The 15,994-nt window shown below is 35.3% G+C and carries 7 protein-coding genes; 2 read left to right on the forward strand and 5 right to left on the reverse strand.

All coding sequences use genetic code 11. The annotated features are described in order from the left end of the window. Positions 1-8 precede the first annotated feature (8 nt). Both IPJ23_12635 and nuoE read right to left on the reverse strand, forming a co-directional pair. Positions 9-1,991, reverse strand: a complete 1,983-nt coding sequence (locus IPJ23_12635; GenBank protein ID MBK7631521.1) for an NADH-quinone oxidoreductase subunit NuoF — start codon at positions 1,989-1,991, stop codon at positions 9-11. Beyond that, positions 1,988-2,467, reverse strand: a complete 480-nt coding sequence (gene nuoE, locus IPJ23_12640; GenBank protein MBK7631522.1) for an NADH-quinone oxidoreductase subunit NuoE — start codon at positions 2,465-2,467, stop codon at positions 1,988-1,990. The genes IPJ23_12635 and nuoE overlap by 4 nt, the downstream gene beginning before the upstream one ends. A 343-nt stretch (positions 2,468-2,810) precedes the next feature. On the opposite strand from nuoE, the gene IPJ23_12645 reads away from it, so the two are divergent. Next, complete coding sequence (locus tag IPJ23_12645; GenBank protein MBK7631523.1) at positions 2,811-4,976, forward strand: T9SS type A sorting domain-containing protein; 2,166 nt, start codon at positions 2,811-2,813, stop codon at positions 4,974-4,976. Positions 4,977-5,031: 55 nt separating this feature from the next. Here IPJ23_12645 and hydF read toward each other — a convergent pair whose 3' ends face one another. Next, positions 5,032-6,255 (reverse strand): [FeFe] hydrogenase H-cluster maturation GTPase HydF, encoded by a 1,224-nt coding sequence (gene hydF / locus IPJ23_12650; GenBank protein ID MBK7631524.1) that lies wholly within the window; start codon positions 6,253-6,255, stop codon positions 5,032-5,034. A gap of 287 nt (positions 6,256-6,542) precedes the next feature. Between hydF and IPJ23_12655 the strand changes: the two genes are divergently transcribed. Continuing rightward, entirely contained in the window at positions 6,543-8,648 is a 2,106-nt protein-coding gene (locus tag IPJ23_12655; GenBank protein ID MBK7631525.1) for a T9SS type A sorting domain-containing protein, read from the forward strand. A 5-nt stretch (positions 8,649-8,653) separates the two neighbouring features. On the opposite strand, the gene IPJ23_12660 is transcribed toward IPJ23_12655, so the two are convergent. After that, positions 8,654-10,744 carry an amino acid permease gene (locus tag IPJ23_12660; GenBank protein ID MBK7631526.1) on the reverse strand — a complete coding sequence of 697 codons (2,091 nt, stop codon included), beginning with the start codon at positions 10,742-10,744 and terminating at the stop codon, positions 8,654-8,656. Positions 10,745-10,834: 90 nt separating this feature from the next. Further along, positions 10,835-15,865, reverse strand: coding sequence for a hypothetical protein (locus tag IPJ23_12665; GenBank protein MBK7631527.1), 5,031 nt, complete (start codon positions 15,863-15,865; stop codon positions 10,835-10,837). Positions 15,866-15,994: the final 129 nt, after the last annotated feature.

Genomic DNA, 15,994 nt, shown 5'->3' on the forward strand with positions numbered 1-15,994 from the left:
ACATTAAACTAATTAATGTTGATCGCTTCAAAGCGACAGACTTCATAACACATTCCGCATTTAACACATTTGTTATCCAATATATAATGTGCTTGTCCTTTTTCACCAACTATTGCATCAACAGCGCATTTCTTAACACACAATCCGCAGCCGGTACAAATTTCATTATCAATTGTAAAAGTTAACAACTCTTTGCAAACACCTGAAGAACATTTTCTATCATACAAATGCTCTTCGTATTCGTGACGGAAATATCTTAATCCTGACAAAACAGGATTTGGCGCTGATTGTCCTAATCCGCATAACGATGTATCTTTAATTACATCAGCTAATCTTTGTAGATGAATCATCCCTTTAAATCTTTGCAACTGATCAAGTTTGTTTCCATCATTGCCATAACGCTTTGGAATGCGTTCTATTATTTCCAGCATTCGTTTTGTACCTTCACGACAAGGAACGCATTTACCACAGCTTTCTTCCTGAATGAATGTTAAGAAATATTTTGCAACATCAACCATACAGGTTTCCTGATCCATCACAACAAATCCGCCTGATCCCATCATCGCGCCAACTTCTTTTAGTGATTCATAATCAACCGGAGTATCAATTACGCTTTCAGGCAAGCATCCGCCTGATGGCCCGCCGATTTGAACTGCTTTAAATTCTTTTTTGTCAGGTATTCCGCCGCCGATTTTAAAAACAATATCACGTAAAGTTGTTCCCATCGGAACTTCGACTAATCCGGTATTCTTTACGTTACCGCTTAATGCAAAAACTTTTGTGCCTTTTGATGATGCAGTTCCTACCGATGAAAACTTTTGTGAACCCATCATTATTATCGGCGGAACATTTCCAAAAGTTTCTACATTATTAATAACAGTTGGTTTGCCAAATAATCCGGCAATTGCCGGATATGGCGGACGAGGTTTTGGCATTCCGCGTTTACCTTCAATCGAACCAATAAGTGCGGTTTCTTCACCGCAAACAAATGCGCCCGCACCTTTTTTAATTTTTATGTGAAGTGAAAATCCGCTGTTAAGAATGTTATCACCAAGAATTCCATACTCTTCACATTTGCTGATCGTATTTTGCAATCTTGAAATTGCCAATGGATATTCAGCACGGCAATAAATGTAAGCTATGCTTGCACCTATTGCATAAGCTGCTATTGCCATTCCTTCAACAACTCTGTAAGGATCGCTTTCTAAAAGCGATCGATCCATAAATGCGCCAGGATCACCTTCATCAGCATTACATATTAAATATTTTTGTTCTGATTCTTGTTTAAGTGCTAGTTCCCACTTCTTTCCTGTAGGAAATCCGCCGCCACCGCGACCTCTTAATCCGGCATCTAAAACTTCTTTGATAACTTCTTCAGGTTTCATTAATCTTAAAACTTTATCAAAAGCTTTAAAGCCGCCGTGTGCTAAATAAGCATCTATAGAAATCGGATTAACAACTCCGCAGTTTGCAAGTACAATTTTTTGTTGATGTTCAAAAAACGGAACTTGTTTTAAGCTTATAACACCGTTTGATTTTCCATGACTGCCAAGAATTTTTTCTTTATAAACTTCTTTATCAACTAAAGTAGTTTTAATAAATCTTGAAACATCCTTAACTGTAATTTCCTGGTAAGATATTCTGTCTTTGCCCGGAAGTTTTATATCAACAATTGGTTCAACAGCGCAGTAGCCAATACAGCCTGTTCCTTCAATTGTTGCTTCGATGTTTAATTTTTTTAATTCTGCTTCAATTGCTTCTTTAACTTTAGCTGCACCTGATGCAAGACCGCACGTTCCCATTCCAATAATTATTATTGGGAGATCATGTTCTTCATATTTTAAATGTTTGCGTAATGATGATATTTCGTGTTCGCATTTATCATCGTGATGACAAAGCGGGCCTTCTGTGCAGCATTGAATAAAATGTTCGCAAGGCTTATCTGTTGTGTGCCAGCATTTTTCGCAGCAAAGTTGATTAAAATCTTTCATTTAGTTGCCTCAGCAGTCTCAGTCTTTTTAGCTGTCTGATATTTTTTCAAAATCTTTGGTATATCTTTTACAGTTATTCTTCCGTGATAATCATCATTAACTAAAATGACCGGAGCGATTGAACAAGCTCCGATACAATTAACAACTTCAAGAGTAAATTTTTTATCGCGTGTTGTATGTCCTGCCAAAACTCCTAATTCCGCTTCTAACGCAAAAAGTATATTTGCAGAATTTTTAACATGGCAAGCTGTTCCGCGGCAAACACGAATAATATTTTCGCCAAGCGGCATTAAACGGAATTGATTATAAAAAGTTGCCACACCATAAACTCGGCTAAGCGGAACTTTTACAAAATCAGAAATATCTCTTAAAGCATTTTCGGGTAAATAACCATAGATGTTTTGTACGTCCTGAAGAAGGGGGATTAATGTGCTTCTGTCATTCGGTTGGTAGTTTTCAAATATTTTATTGTGCATTTTTTCCTCAAGTGTTTCGTATAGTCGCTTGAGTTGTGCATGCAAAATGCCAGATAAGTTAAAACAAAAAGCGCTTTTAAGTAAAAAATTCACATCAATAAATAATAATTAGCAATTAACTTTTCTTGCTTTTGAGAAGTGATTTATTGAATGATGGAAATGATAATAAATATTAAAATATAAAAATTATTCAAAAATACTTGATCATTATATAGTTTTTGAATAAGTTCAAGTTACTACAAACGATATTGAGCGAATATCAAATAAAAATTAATTTCATACATCAATCATTAGGAGGTTCTATGTACAAATTATTTTCCTTTTTTTAATTGGCGTACTTTTATTGGGAGCAGAAATTACAGCGCAATCAATAACTGTCGGCGTTGGTCAGTATTTTACTGCTTTAAATACCTATGGTCCTATGAGATCTAACACAACGGCAGATCATTGGAACAGGCACGCATATATATATCCTGCTACAGGGCTCACAGGGTTAGGTCATGGTGCAAATATTGGGAGCATTGAGTTTTTTAAATATGAAGCACTCGACTATATAGGTGGTGAAACATTTAAGATATATATTAAAAATACCTCTGATCCTGATTGGGGTACGGCTGCTCTGGATTGGCCAACTGCCATTACCGGCGCTACTTTAGTTTTTGATGGCGCTCCTCAAGCAAACGTAGCCGGTGATCAGGGATTTAAGAAGTTCTTTTTCTCATCACCTTATACATATGATACTACAAACGGACATAATCTGGCAATATTGGTTGATTACTATCAACCAACTGCTCAGCCTACAGCAATAAGTTGGTTATATGATAGTGACGTTTCATTTCCTCCTTATGCTGCAAATCAATGTAAATATATTAGTGGTACAGGCATCCCTACAAACTCTTTAACTTCTTCAAATGTAAGGCATCCTTATCTAAAGATTAATATTCCGACTGCTATTAATATGGAAGCAACTGCCGTTATACAGCCAAGTCCAACTTCAACTTTGTATGGAAGTTCCCCAGTTGAGGCTAGGTATACTAATACCGGCTTAAATGCGATTTCTAATGGAAACGCTGAAGTTAAAATATTTGACCCGGGTATGAGTCTAGTTTATACTGGTACTGGTGTTTTTGCATCTGTTCTACCAAATGAATTTGTTGATGTGCCATTTTCACAGACATTCACTCCTACAACCTCCGGATTTTATACAGTTCAATCTGTAGTATCTGTTACAGGTGATCTTTACCCTGGAGATGATACCTTGACTACGACGATCAATGTAGTAGTACCGACTTTTCCTGTTGTTATTTGTTATAGCAGAGCTACAGCAAATGAAAGATCAAATATTGATAGTGTTCTGCTAGCATTAGCCACTTTTAATTTCACATCATTTGATACACTTAACAGGGATTTCGGAACCCCAGAACTAACCCATTGGCAAACTGTAATATGGTGTGAAGAAAGTTCAATACCTGCCCTAGAAATTCAAGCTATAGAAGATTTTCTAGACGGCGGTACAACTGGAATGCAAAAATCACTTCTGATTGCAGGAGACGATATTGGGTACTACCATGGCAGATTAGCTTCAACAACTTATGATTCAGTTTTTTATAGTGAATACCTCCATGCTTTATATTTCGCGGATGATGGGAATGGTACAGCAGATCAAAGTAGGATTTGTGGTGTTGCTGTTAATCCAGGTCTGTGTGATTCTCTTACATCATCATTTCCGGATGGTATTGGAGTAGTGAATGGCAGCGTGGTAGCCTATCGATTTAATGATCTTCCCGCAGCAAGCGACACTGTTATAAGTGTTGCTTTTGACGGTACTACATATAACGTACTCTACCATGCATTCGAATTTAGAGAAATCGTTATACCTGTTACTGAAGATGTAAGTCAAATAATGTTAGGTTCATTATCTTGGATAGTTGGCGCCGGCGGATCGATTCCGGTAGAACTAACATCATTTACTTCTGTAGTCAGAGATAATGATGTAACTTTAAACTGGAAGACTGCAACTGAAACTAATAACAGTAGTTTTGTAGTTGAAAGAAAATCAAACCACAATAGTCAATTCACTCAGATTGCAAATATTCCAGGTAGAGGGACCACAACTGAGCCTGTAAGCTATTCATATACTGATGTAGATCTAATTGCTGGTACTTACACTTACAGACTAAAGCAAATTGATTTAGATGGTACCTTTGATTATATCGGTTCCATAGAAGTGGAAGTTGTTCCTCCAAAAGTATTTGCTCTTGAACAGAATTATCCAAATCCGTTTAACCCAACAACCACAATAAAGTATTCAGTTCCAACTTCTGGATTGGTAAATTTGAGTATCTTTAATGTTTTAGGAGAGAAGGTTACTGATTTGATTAACAAAGAAGTAGAGGCTGGTTCTTATGAACTAAACTTTAATGCTTCAAACTTATCAAGCGGTGTTTACTTCTATAAACTAGAAGCTGGTAGTTTTACATCTATCAAGAAAATGATGCTTATTAAATAGCATCAAAATTAGAATGACAAAAAAGCCAGACAATTGTCTGGCTTTTTTTATTGGTCTACTTTTTAATTTTTATCTTGTCCCATTCAGCAAAAGCATCTGTAAACGGAACGAGGGCTCTTGGTATTGCTCCATTCATAAATGATGTTATCACACCATATGTTACAACAGGAACATCCATAAGTTTTGCTTCATTAATTCTAGTCTGCAAGGCTCTGTGCGTTAACAAACATCCACCACAATGAACAACAAGTTTGTATTCAGATAAATTGTCAGGCAGATCATTGCCGTGAACAATATCTATATGCAATTCTTTTTTTGTATAACTGCGAAGCCATTTAGGAATCTTTACTGTTCCAATATCATCTTCCAGAGTATGATGAGAACAGACTTCAGCGATTAGTACTTTATCTCCGCTTTTAAGCCCATCAATTTTTCTTAATCCTTTGATGAACAAAGGAAGATCGCCCCTGTGGCGTGCAATTACAAGTGAAAAAGTAGTAAGCCTAATTTGGGGAGGAATATCTTCTATAATACGAGTTACTGAATTACTATCAACAATAACTAGATCAGGATAAGATTTTAGATTATTTAAAGTTGATACAAGTTCTTTCTCGCGACAAACAGTTATTATCGCATTCTCATCAAGCGCTTCTCTTATCATATGAACCTGAGAAAGAATTAATTTTCTGTAAGGCAATGTGTGATCAGCAGGAATAACCATTACAACAACATCACCTTGCTTTACAATATCTTTTACTAACGGCGGTTCATCATCCTCTGGAAGTAGTCTAATCATTCTGCGTTTAAGTTCTTCAATTCCCGCTTTCTCTTTACAAGAAACTTCAAAATGTGTCATCCTAAGTTCCTTAAGTTCTTCTAGTAAAACAGGATTTACACCAAACTCAATTTTATTTACTGCTACGATGTAATTTATCTGAAGTTTATCAAGATATGCAAAAAGTTCAAGTTCCTTGCTTTGCAAAGTTTCACGAGCATCAAGAACAACCAATGCAAAATCAGAAGACGATAAAATTTTTATGGTTTCGGTTATGCGCTTTCTTCCAAGTTCGCCTTCGTCATCAATACCAGCAGTATCTACAATTACAACAGGACCATAAGGTAGTAGTTCGTACTTTGTGCTAACTGAGTCGGTGGTAGTGCCCGCAACATCAGAAACCGCGGAAACATTTTTCTCAAGCAGAGAATTTACAAGCAAAGATTTGCCTACATTTCTTCTTCCAACTATGGCTATATGCGGGCGATTTGAATCAACATTCATAAAGATTTGGACTTTCTGTATCTACGATATTTGATAAACACCTAAATTTATTAGGCATATACCACTTCCCTGAAAAAGTCAAAGTTCAAAAAATGTTCCATAGTATAAACCTTCTTTATTTTCAGATATGTTTGCTTTTATGAATGAATATTATTTCACAATTGTGTAGTAATACCAAGATCAAAAAATCATTTCTCTGAATTAAGAAATTATTGAGCTTGACAATTGAATATTAATTCTCCTTTTTTGAAGTAGATATTTTTAATCATTTTCGTTCGGGGACTTTTATGAAAAAGATCATTATTGTTTTCGCTTTCCTTCTTACACTTTCATTTCAAATAAATGCACAGTGGTTTTGGCAAAATCCTTTGCCGCAGGGAAATGATCTATACTCAGTGTGTTTTATTGATGAAAATATTGGTTGGGCTGTTGGAAATGCCGGTACATTTCTAAAAACTATAGATGGCGGTATCAGTTGGATAAACCAAGCGAGCAATGTTACTGACCAGATTAATGATATTTGTTTTACAGATATAAATAATGGCTGGTGTGTAGGGGCTTATGGTACAATTTTGAATACATCGGATGGGGGCGTAAACTGGACAAAACAAATAAGCGGAACAACTGAATGGATTAATTCAGTTTACTTCCGAAATATTTATGAAGGTTGGGCTGTTGGCAACAATGGAGTAATACTAAAAACTGTAGATGGTGGAACGACTTGGGAAAGTGAATTAAGTGGAACGATTAATATACTTTCAGATGTTTTTTTTATAAATAGTAATTTGGGGTGGTCTGTTGGAAACCAAGGAACAATTTTAAAAACTAATGATGGTGGGCAAAACTGGTCAGTTAAACCAATAGGGATTAACAACTGGCTTGGGTCGATATATTTTATAGACGAAAATATTGGGTGGTCTGTTGGTTCTTATGGTACAATCCTTAAAACATTTGATGGCGGCGAAAATTGGACAATTCAATCTGCTGACACTAATGCTTGGTTTTCTTCAATTCATTTCTTTGACAATGACATTGGCTGGATTGTTGGGCAAAATGGATTAATTCTTAAAAGCACAAATGGCGGGAGCACTTGGGATAATCAACCATCAGGTACGGCAGGTAATCTTATTGATATTGACATTATTAATCAAAATAGCAGTTGGATAGCAGGTTTAAATGGAGTTATCCTTAAAACAACGGATGGTGGGACTGGGTGGTCAAAACAATCTCTTGGAACAACAAATAATCTTTATTCAATTTCATTAATAAATCCTACGCTGGGATGGGCAACTGGTCAAAATGGTACGATATTAAAAACCACAAATGGAGGAAATAGCTGGAATAATAGACAAAGTGGAGTTTTGGAAGATCTAAAATCTATCTATTTTATCGATAGCTTATATGGTTGGACTGTAGGAAAAAATGGTTTAATCCTTAATACTACTGATGGGGGGATAAATTGGGAAACACATTCAAGTGGAACAACTAGCTACTTAAATTCTGTATTTTTTATAAATAAAAACGAAGGCTGGACTACAGGGGGTTATCCATATTCAGGTACTATATTGCACTCAACTGATGGCGGTATAAGCTGGAATCATCAATTATTTGGAGAATTATCACATTTAGAATCAATATATTTTGTTAATAGTGAGGTCGGCTGGGCAGTTGGTTATGCGGGTACAATTCTCAAGACAACAAATGGTGGAATTAATTGGTTTACACAATTTAGTAACTCAATTGAGTGGCTTTTCTCGGTACACTTTATAGATGAAAATGTTGGTTGGGCGGTTGGAAATGCTGGTACTATTTTAAAAACAACTAATGGAGGAAATAATTGGGTAACTAAAGTGAGTGGAACACAAGTAGTTCTTTATTCGGTCAACTTTAGTAATAACAATATTGGTTGGGTTGTAGGAAATGGAGGTCTAGTATTGAAGTCCACAGACGGAGGTGAAACTTGGGACATACAATTAAAAAGAACAAATAAATCTCTTCATTCAATTAATTGCATTGATGAGAATAATGTCTGGATTGTTGGTGAGGGAGGTTCTATTCTCCATACAACAAACGGTGGTGTTACTTTTATTGAAGATGAAAAAAACTCAACTCAACCACAAGAATTTTTACTACAACAAAACTATCCAAACCCTTTTAATCCAAGAACCAGTATTCAGTATACAATAAGCACTACGCAATTTGTTACTCTTAAAGTTTATGATTTGCTCGGGAGAGAAGTTGCAATTCTTGTTAATGAAGAGAAACCGGCAGGAAGTTATGAAGTGGAATTTAATTCAGCATCCAGTATCAAGAATCTAGCATCTGGAATTTACTTTTATCGTTTGCAAGCTGGTAATTTTGTTGAGACAAAGAAGATGATTTTACTTAAATAATTTTTCTACGAACTTTTTGGATACTCTTTTTTAAGCTCAGACATACCTTTGGGATTACCAATGATTGTTAGCCTGTCCCCTTCTATTAAAACAGTATTTCCTTTCGGAATGATGGTTTCTCCGCTTCTTCTTACCATTGCAACAAGGCAATCTTCGGGGAATTTTATTTCTTTTAACTGTTTATTCAAAAGCAACGATGTATGTGTAGTTCCATCCACAACTAGGGAAAGGCATCTGTCTTCATGCAGCAGCACTTCTTTTATTTCCTGATCATCCTTTGCTGTTTTCCATTCTTCTGCAAAACTTTCTTCATCCACCCTTCCGGCTATCTGCGCTAATATTCTAAGATGCTGTGTGGGATCTTTTTCAGGACTAACTAAAAAGAAGATTGCATTAACATCTTGTTCTTCTTCATCAAAATCAGTTAACGGATTTTTGAATTTCATATGCACACCTTTATTTGCACGGACAAGCACCATTTCTGCTTGCTGCAAACCAAGCAATCTTAAATGTGGTAATGCAATTCCATGTGTAACGGGTGTTGCACCCATTCGTGTTCCTTCTAAGAATTGTTTTTGGATTTGTTCCGCAGTATGCTGAACAAATTGGGATACCCATGTCGAAGCAGTTTTAACAACATCCTCAAATTCTGCTTTTTCATCTAAATCTATAACATTACTTCTGGTAACAATTTCATCAAAGGGATCCGAATCTCTTAAACCTTTATCTTTTAAAATACCCCGCATTTCCCCTTCAAGCCCTGCATATCGTTGTCTTCCTAATCTTTCAAAGATGTGATAAATGGCTCCGGTTCGTACAACTCTTTTTTTTGCGTATGAGAAATACCATATAATCCCTGCGACCACTAAGCCAGTGGAAAAAATAATTGAAAGCCAACCCATCTCGGCAATAAATACTAATGGAAGAATGATTCCGGCAATTTGCATCCAAGGGTATAGAGGTGATTTAAATCCCGGATCATAAGATTCAATTCTGCTTTCTCTTATAATAATCACGGCAAAGCAAACAAGTCCAAACATTAAAAGCTGGAATGCGCTGGCAAGTTTAGCAATCTTAATCGGGTTCAAAAACGAAATTATTAAAACAATAACAGTAATTGTTAATATTAGAGATATAACTGGTGCCCCAAAATGATTGAGCTTCCTGAATATTTTAGGAAGAATATGGTCTCTTCCCATTGCTAAGGGATATCGTGAAGCACTCATAATTCCTGCATTAGCAACAGAGATGAAAGAAATAATTGCAGCTATAGATAGTAAAATCATACTTACTCTACCCAGTATAGAGTTGGCTGCTGTAGCCACTGGAGTTAAATTCCCGATAAGTTCATTCATTGGAATTACATTGACCATTATCAAGGTACCAACAAAATAAATTATCATAGCGGTACCAAGAGAAAGAAATATTCCAAGGGGAATATTCTTCTCCGGATTTTCAATTTCCTCAGAGAGACTTGCAATATTTGTGATGCCAACGTAGCTGATATATACCAACCCTGCAGTTGACAACAATGATGCAAATTCTTTATCAAACAAATTACTAAAAGATGATAGGCGGATTTCGGGAACCCCGCTAGAAATAAAGAAGCCAAGTAAAGCCAGTAAAAATATTACAAGTATAACCTGCAGCCCCCCGCTCTTTTTTGACCCAAAGAAACCGATTATTCCTAACGCTACAGAAAGTGAAATGGCAATTGGCAAAATTTCAAATGAAGGGAAGAATAGATTTAGATATGCACCCATTCCTATTAATGCAAATGCAACTTTAAATATTAATGCGAGCCAGGTTCCCATTCCACCAACTGTACCCACTAAAGGGCCCATAGTACGATCAAGGAAATAATAAACACCGCCCGCCCTTGGCATTGCGGTTGCTAACTCAATGATACTAAATGTTGCGGGGATTAATGGAACTACTGCCAATAGATAGGCTAAAGGAAGAGAAGTCCCTGCTTGTCCTGCAGCAAGACCGGGCAGAAGAAAAAAACCCGCACTTAGTGTAGTCCCGGTTGCTATTACATATACGTCTAGAAGCTTTAATTCTTTCTTTAGGCGTTTTGGTTTGATATCAAGCATTAAAGACATTCTGATTTAATCATTTTCTAATATAGCTTATTTAAAGTTTTATTAAAATATTTCACATAAAATCAGAATGTCTTTAACTAATTATTTAGTATCTGAAACTTTAATGTTTACAACATCGCTAAAACCATTAAGTTCCGGATAGTACATTAAGTAACCTTGTGCAGGCATAATTTTATAATCACCCGGAATTTGTGCTTTAATGATATATGAAAATTCCATTTTATTCTGGCAGCTTGTTACAAAAAATGCAACTTTTTCATCACGGTATTCACGATCTGCATAGTGCCAGCGCCAGGGCATAAAATCATAATAGTAATTGTAGTTTGTTTGATAATTATTTTCGCCATTGATAAAATATTTATCCATATCTTTTACAACCTCAAAACCCGATGGCAGCATATCTTCCAGAATAAAGTAATCAAGATTATCTGATTTAGATTCAACAAATGTTTTTACAAAAACATCCTGTCCGCTTGTTACAGTTCCATCAAACTTTTTCTTGTAATAGATAATGCGTCCGTCTTTCTCTCCGGTTTCAAGAACATAATATTCTCTGCGAATCTTAAAACCATTATCGTGTTTTATGTCAGAAAGATTTTCTGTAAAGTATTCCGTGATCCCAGAAAAATATAATTTACCATTACCGGATTTTTCGATTCGAATTACATTCTTCCCTTTTTTCAAATCAGTGTTTGTAAACTTAAATGTTTGTGATTCTTTATAAATATCAGATTTATCAAAATCCTTTTGTGCAACTTCGGTTCCGTTAAGAAATACTTTTACAGAATAATTTGGATCAAGTTCTTTTGTGATATTTAGGTAATCAGTTAATGCAAACAGTACAACAGAAGTTTCCTGAGTTGATCGCCACGAATAACCCTGTTTCTTTTTCATCAACCAGTTTATTGCTTTTGAGATCAAATCAGAATTTCCCTCGACTTTTAGCAAAGCTTTAACTGTAAAAGCTGTCCCCTGCACATTATCGTTCTGCCATCTGTAATGCCATTCTTCTCCACCCCAGAACGCAAATGATTTTTCTTCGTTAACCTGTTTCTTCAACTTTGCAGCAACATCTTTAGCTTTTTGTGTTTCACCCATGTTATTTAATGTTATCGCAATCAAAGAAAGCGGATAAGAATTTAAATCTTTACGAAGCAGAATATTTATTATCTCAAAGTAATTTTTCTTATCGTAATTTTGATTTTTTAATGCAGTGCTGAGCGAGTAAAGCATATAAGCTAAAGTTGTCTCATCAGCATCCGGCTTGGCATTTGTAATTTGATTTTTAAGATTGTTAATACCGTTGTAATAAATGTTTTCATTTATATAGTAACCTGCTTCACGGGCTAAACTCATTCCATAAATAACATAAGCTGTCATGTATGGATGCGTTTGATCATTTGTCCACCAGCCCCAGCCACCATCAGAATGTTGAAAATCGTTTAATCGTTTTAGTCCTGCTTCAACATATTTGGGAAGTTCTTCAATCGTTTGTGATTTTAACGGAGCATTAATTGATTTAAAGGTATTTGCAACAATTATTGTTGGTAGAAATCTACTCATTGTCTGCTCAACACAACCGTAAGGATAACCGGCAAGATCATCAAGAGATTTTAAGATTGTCCCGGCTAAAGATGGATTTAGTGTACATGAAAAACTTGCACTTCGCAAATCAACATCTTTGGGAATTAAAAATTCTAAATATTCATTTACATTTTTATCAGAATAATCTGCAACCAAAGGCTCAATTATCTTAACACCGTTGGGTATAATTTGAACTTTAACTTCCATCGCATCGGATTCTTCGTTTGTTAATGCTGATGCTTTTAAAGTTGCATCGCCCTTTGGATAATCAACTTTTACTTTCCAATCAATTCTTAATTCTGAGTTTGCGGGAATTTCAATCTCATAATTTTTCTTTGATGTGAATTTTGAATTTTCGAATCCTTTTGAATTAATCTTTGAACCGATGAGCTTTAGTTTATCTGCGCTAAATTCAATCTTTGTTGTCTTTGTGGTAGAAAGGTAATTGTGAACGATAGTAGAAATCACAACTTCATCATCCTGTCTTAAGAAACGCGGAGTTTCCATTCGCACAAGTAAATCTTTTCTGCTGATGAACTTGTTTACTTTTTGCCCTACATCAGTTTGCTTCGTAATGCCACGAACTGTTGTTCGCCAGGTTGTTAAATTATCAGGAATCTTAAACTCAACTTTAGCTTTTCCGTTTTCATCCGTAACAACTTGGGCCTTCCAGATTAAAGCATCAACAAAGTTTGTACGAACATCTGCCTGCACATAAGCTGATTTATCTTTTGATTCGCTTTTCATCATCTTACCATCTGCTAATACATTTGGGGCTGCCATATTACGACTATTAATACCACTAGCATCAAGTTCAGCGCTTTCAAATACTACATCACCTCTTTGATTACCACCAATTCCGCGGACAATCATTTCTTCCAGTTTTTCTTTTTGATTTTCTTTAATTGTGAAATTGTATTTTTTTTCGCCATCAACTTTAATATCATCAATTAATAGCATTCCACCCATTCCTGCAGAAATAAATAATTGATATTTACCTGCCGCAACATTTTCAACTTTATAGTTTCCAAGTGAATCTACTTTTGATGTGTAGTAATTCCTCTCCCCGGTTAAAATCACAAATAAACCATTCGGAACTAATTCTTCTTTTTCAATTGTAATCTTTCCATAAATTTTACCATTATGTTTTTTATTGTCTTCTTTATAAGAAAAGTAGTTTTTATCGATGTAGGTTGCATCACGACTGGAAGAACTAAAATAACCTGATTGCAAAGAATTGTAAGTTGCTATATATGAATATTGAGGTGAATAGAAAAATGTTTCTATCGGCTGAGTTTCATCTTCTTTAATTGCGTAAATACTTTCATCAATAATTCCAAAACTTACTTCAGTGTTCTTCACTGGATTACCAAGAAAATCTTTAATCACAATTTCATAATTAGCTAGCTCGCCGGGTTTGTAGGCCCCTTTTGAAGTCGTGAGCGAGATGTTTAAAAATTTATCTATAGCAAGTACTCCAATTAGCTTTGATGTTTGATAAAGCATCCTATCTTTTAAAAAGCTGATTGAGATATTAAAACTTGGTGAAAATTTATCCGTTAGCTTTTCACGGATTTCAAAATTATTGTTTTCTGGTTTTAGTTTTTTATATGAAAGAATTCTATCTGTTTCATAAGTAAGCAATAATTCCTGATTATTATCCGGCAGAAAGACATAGGCGATTAACGAATCACCTCTTTCATAGGAATCTTTATCCGTTAATATTTCGAGTCCGGCATTTGTTCTTTGATAATAATAATTATTTGCATCGCCGATGTAGAAAGAACTTGAGGTAAGTATTTCTCTTTCCTTTTCATCAAAAGCTATTACCTGATAATTAAAATAACCGGTTATATCATTTTTAGGTTTGAACGTAACCACAATCGAGCCTGCTTTATTTGTTTTTGCAAACAAAGTATCGCTTTGTGATTTCATCCGCATACTTTTCGGATCATCGGGATAATTAATAATTATCCTAAAATTTGTTTGAACAGGTTTATCAGAAAAATCTGAGGCATTTACTTTTAACTTTACATCTTTACCAATCTGAAAAAACCATTTATCCGGCGAAGTTGAAATGGTAAAAGATCCGCGTGTTACAAAAGTCTTGGTTGAACCATCAACTGCCCTTCTCGAAGCATCAGTAACTTGTGCAGAAATTATGTACTGATAATCGTAATTTTTATCAGATTCTACTTTGTAACTAAATTCAAACTTGCCGTCTTCATTTAGAACACCTGATTCCTGATGAATCATTTCCTGCTGCCCGCCATAATAACGATCATTTCTAAAACCTTTGTAAAACCAACTCCACTCAGTAAAGTACCACCAGGGGCGCCAGTAATTTTGCTTGTAGATGCTAACTTGAACAGTTGCATTTTTAACAGGAGAACCAAAATAATAATCCGCAGAAACTGTTGCAGCAATTTTATCACCGGTTGCATAATGAGGTTTATCGGTTGAAACATTTACTTTGTACTCGGGCTTTTTGTACTCCTCAACCGAAAATGAACCATAATAACTTTGTCCATCTTTTGTAAGATAGATTGAATATATTCCCAAATCAGATTCAGCATCTAAAACAAAACTTGCGGAAAGTGAACCGAACTCATTTGTTTCTGCTTCGCTAGTATAAACTTCTTTGTTCTTCGGTGATTTAACTGAGATTCCAATTTTAGCATTTGGAACATTTAGTATTTCATTCCCCTTTTTGTTTCTAAAGATTGCTTTAAAGTTTACTTCCTGTCCAGGTCTGTAAACTGGTTGTTGAGTATAAATGTAAGCGGTTAGGTATTCATTTTGAGCTCTGTTAAAATAAAAATAAGGATCACTTAAAATGATTTCATCTCCAGAATAACCATAAAGCTGGATGTTACTGCTTTCCAATCCTTTAATGTCTGACAAATTGGCAAATAATAATCCGTCTTTATCAGAGTTTTTTGTCCCAAACACTTTTCCGTTCTGATAAAAATCGAATCTTGCATTCCTAACAAACTCACCTGTCTTAGCATTTGCAATAAAAGCCAATAAATCTTTTTGATTATTCTTATAAACCATTGCATAATTAGTTACTACAATTGCACAGTATCCAACTTTGTTTTTACGGATTGCCTGAACTATGTAAATTCCAGGTTCTTCAATCTTACCGATAGTAACTTCACCGTTGTAATTATTTTTTGTGGATTGGTTAAAATCCCACTCTTTAATATATCTAGTGTGTTTTAGCAAAAGCTCTTTGTCTTTCCCCCAGATATCAAAAGCATATCGGCTGTTATTTTGATCTAACAAGGAGAAAAACCTTACCGGATCCTCAATCTTTAAAAGCTTGAAGGTAAATTTCTTTGTGCTCTGGGAATAAGAGTATAGGTTTAGCTTGGCAACATCTCCCGGCGCAAATGTCGTGTAGTTTGAAAGATAGAAGTTATCATTCTCATCCACCACGGGCATTTGAGCAGAGCCGCCTATAAAAAAAGATGTAATAAAAACTACAGTTAGGAAAATTATTCCTTGTTTCTGGATCGATTTCATATTTTTCTCCGATTTTAGAGCCTTATACAAACTTAAATAATAAAAGTGCCAAAGTCTTCTGAGCACTTTTATTGATCTTGGCCACCGAGAAACCAAACAGAGTCTTAAGGAGTATAGATATTCGACTTT

This window comes from Ignavibacteriales bacterium, from assembly GCA_016709765.1.
GTDB lineage: Bacteria > Bacteroidota > Ignavibacteria > Ignavibacteriales > Ignavibacteriaceae > IGN3.